Below are 3,536 nucleotides of genomic sequence, written 5' to 3' on the forward strand. Positions count from 1 at the left end.
AATTTCTATCTTGATGTTTTAGACAGTAGATCCTAGTATCAACTGCTGGAATGACACCGTCCTTTTTCCTGGACCCCAGTAAGTTTTATTGCACGGCAACTAAAAAACCTAGCGGCTCTGATAAAATTTATTACAAAGCAGCGATTTGACTTTCTTTAACTTTATTGTATAATTAAATAATTTTATCATAGGGTTATAATAATATGGTACCACATGAGTCTCAATTCGAAAAGTTTGACGGTACAATTGCAGAAATAAGTGATAACATTGGTTCTGGTAGTGTTGACTCTACTGAAATTTATGAGGAAATAAAAAATCAGCTAAGAAAAAATCTTAGTACTGTATATGAAGAGTGGAAAAATAGTTAGTTTAATCCAAGTTTTAGGTTCAAGTTATGTGATAGTTGTAATGACATTATAGAGAAAACTTTATTACATAGCGCAATTAAATGTAGGAAAAATGGAACTCCTTTGCACAGTGCTATTTGCACCGAAGGAGATAAAAATAAAGAAGTAGTAAAGTTACTGTTAGACGCTGGAGCAGATCCAAATGCAGTAAATAATGATGCTACAACTTCAAGAACTCCATTGTTTATGGCATGCCGTTATTCTAATGAGAGTCTCAACGCAGAGTCAGCAAAACTTCTACTAGAAAATTGAGCAACCGTTAATGAGGTGATGGATAATAGAGGAAACATTGCTTTACATCAGCTTATTTGTCAATCATTTGATTAGGTAGAGAACAAGCTTTCAAAGAACAACTTATTGATTTAATAAAAATTTTTATAAAATATGGGGCTAATATTTATACTCAGAACACGGGCTTCTACACTCCTGAAAGTAATATTGAGAATCAGCTCTATATCTGCAGGGTAAAGGACAAAGAATTTGTCACCCCTATAAAAAAGTTTTTAGAGGAGCAAAAGGATTTAATAGAGTACTACAGAAAGTTATTTGAGGTGGTGAACAGAATAAAGACTTAGATCATTTGCTAGTATTATAAAAGGAAATGGACCAGTTAGTATAAGGGGCCTTCAAGTTTGTAGCAGAGTGATATCCCAAATACTTGAAATACCAGGCATAAAGTTCGTCATTATAAGGTGCTATTGCCGAAGGTGAGGTGAGCAATAGTTTTCTCAAGGAACAGTATGGCCTATTATTGAAATTGAAGGTAATTCTCTTAGATATTATGATTTATTTGATAAGATTATTTCTTTGCTTAGAGAAAGTTCTATAATCAAAGATCTATCATCTCCAAAAGTGAAAATCTTGTCATACAAAATGTCTTCCTATATCAAGAGCAACACAGAAACTATAAAACAAGAGCTTTAAAGTGAACCAAGAGTTAGCAGTGAACCGACTATAAAGCAAAAAAAGAGAAAGGCAGCATAACAGAAGTGCGTGTTGCATAAAAGCTTAATAAAGATGGTCAGGATACTGTAAAACATCATGGTAAGAAGAAACAAAAGGCAATGCTGGTAAAGAAAACAGGAAATGAGATAATTGATACTAGTTACACAGATAACAAACCTATGGTAACCGTACGTTCTACCTTTAATTCTGGTGTTTACTCTCAGAAAGAAGCAAAAGATCCACCAATATTTTCTAGAAAATAAAAGATTGTAATTGCTATTGGTGTTATTACTGCGTTAGCAACAGCTTTAGCCTGTTATTCACTTCAACTACCTGCGCTGGCGATAGTTGTATCTACGTTGATAGCTGGAATTGGTGCATGTGTAGTATCAAATAAGCTCTACGATGTTTCTATTTGTAACGGTACTGGCCAACAGCCTGGGTTTTAAAGTGTAATGTACAACCATTTGCTTTTATAACAAATGGCGTCTCAATATCACCTTATAATGGTGTCCTCAAATAGCTCTTTTTTGTCACCCGAATCTCTATGATGTCGTCCAAGTAGCTCATTTCTTGTTATCTCAACCTCTATGTTGTTATCCGATCAGCCCCCTTTTTTGTCATCCAAGTAGCTGACACTGGGATCCATAATACTACTTTAGCAATAAATATTTAAGAAACCTACCAAATAAAAAAAAGGTAAAAGAAACCCTGTTAGCTAGTTATTTACTATCTATCTTTTAAATTGTCATTTTTTTACTGTCTTAAACGCTTTAACAAACACATTTTAGCTTATACTAGGTAAAAACCTTGAAAGTTTATAAAGGCATGAGGTGTACACAGTGCAAAAAATTAAACAACAGTACGCCAAGTACATTGAGTTTTTTTGTTGTTTAGTCTGTACGGGCTGAAGATAAAATAATAGCTTCAGTGTTATAATATTGGAGGAACTTGTCAAGTAGTTTTTTAGTTCTGTTCTCCCTGTTTTCAAATCACAATGTTCATGCGGTTATATGTTTGACACTATAGAACCTATGGGAACTACTTTGATGACATGGCAGGCTATAAACAAAGCTGTAATTCTGCACAAAAATGTGTATGATAATTACAATAACATATGGAAAATATGGACATAACTATACATTCACAGAAAGAATTTGAGTTTATGCGTAAAGCTGGCCGGTTAGGAGCTGAAACTCTTGATTTCATTGCACCACATGTAGAAGTAGGAGTAACAACTAACGAGTTAAACGATTTATGTCATGACTTTATAGTCAAAGCAGGCGCAATTCCAGCACCATTGAACTATAGAGGGTACCCCAAATCGATTTGCACTTCAAAAAATGCTGTAGTGTGTCACGGCATTCCTGATGATAAGCCGCTTAAGGATGGAGATATTGTAAATATCGATGTCACGGTAATTTTAAATGGCTGGCATGGCGACACAAGTCGTATGTTTTGGGCTGGTAAGCCATCAATAAAAGCAAAACGCTTGTGTGATGCTACTTATGGAGCATTGATGGAAGCGATAAAACAGGTTAAACCTGGTAATAAGTTAAATGAAATTGGGCTTGCTATAGAGAAATATATTCAAGGTTTTGGCTATTCTATCGTACGTAACTATTGTGGACATGGTATAGGAAAAGTTTTTCATGCTCTACCAAATGTGGTGCATTTTTATGATAAAGATGAAGCTCTTGTCTTGAAGGAAGGCATGTTTTTTACAATAGAACCAATGATTAACGCTGGAAAGCATGAAACTCTGCTTAGCAAGCTAGATGGCTGGACAGTAACAACACGTGACCTTTCACTTTCTGCGCAGTTTGAGCATACGCTTGGGGTAACAAAAGACAGTGTTGAAGTATTCACATTATCGCCTAAGAATTGGCATTTCCCGCCTTATAGCTAGATTCTTCGAACTCTCTTGTTTGGCATTTTATGTTTAATTTTTCGCATTATGTGCACTGTGTGTCTTTTAAACTTCGGGCTTCAAGCTAAAACGCTCTTATAAGTCGTTTCAGACATCAAAAAACGTCAATACTATTAGATAGATAGTGAATAATTAGCTAACAGGTTTTTTTGCCTTTTTTCGTTAGTAAGTTTCTTAAATATTTGTTACTAAAGTAGTATCCTAGATTCCAGAGTCAAGAGCACAGCTGTACGAACATTCTTTAAAAGAGTATA

4 protein-coding genes are annotated in these 3,536 nt (G+C 34.8%); all 4 read left to right on the top strand.

The window, feature by feature from the left end; all coding sequences use genetic code 11:
* Positions 1 to 203 precede the first annotated feature (203 nt).
* The 4 genes from IHO40_RS05435 to map all read left to right on the top strand — a co-directional run bounded on the left by IHO40_RS05435 (position 204) and on the right by map (position 3,261).
* Entirely contained in the window at positions 204 to 368 is a 165-nt protein-coding gene (locus IHO40_RS05435; protein WP_225537122.1) for a hypothetical protein, read from the top strand.
* Positions 369 to 470: 102 nt separating this feature from the next.
* The gene (locus IHO40_RS05440) at positions 471 to 659 is read left to right on the top strand and encodes an ankyrin repeat domain-containing protein (RefSeq protein WP_368666785.1); all 189 of its coding nucleotides are present in this window, start codon (positions 471 to 473) and stop codon (positions 657 to 659) included.
* Positions 660 to 1,471: 812 nt separating this feature from the next.
* Positions 1,472 to 1,615 (top strand): hypothetical protein, encoded by a 144-nt coding sequence (locus tag IHO40_RS05445; RefSeq protein WP_225537123.1) that lies wholly within the window; start codon positions 1,472 to 1,474, stop codon positions 1,613 to 1,615.
* Between the two features lie 863 nt (positions 1,616 to 2,478).
* A complete protein-coding gene (gene map, locus IHO40_RS05450; protein WP_225537124.1) occupies positions 2,479 to 3,261 on the top strand; it encodes a type I methionyl aminopeptidase in 783 nt (260 codons plus the stop codon).
* The last annotated feature ends 275 nt before the right edge of the window (positions 3,262 to 3,536 follow it).

This window comes from Wolbachia endosymbiont of Mansonella ozzardi (assembly GCF_020278625.1).
In the GTDB taxonomy this organism is placed as follows: domain Bacteria; phylum Pseudomonadota; class Alphaproteobacteria; order Rickettsiales; family Anaplasmataceae; genus Wolbachia.

Coding starts and splice junctions, on each gene's coding strand:
- IHO40_RS05435 (WP_225537122.1), top strand. CDS start 204: ATGGTACCACATGAGTCTCAATTCGAAAAGTTTGACGGTACAATTGCA.
- IHO40_RS05445 (WP_225537123.1), top strand. CDS start 1,472: ATGCTGGTAAAGAAAACAGGAAATGAGATAATTGATACTAGTTACACA.
- map (WP_225537124.1), top strand. CDS start 2,479: ATGGACATAACTATACATTCACAGAAAGAATTTGAGTTTATGCGTAAA.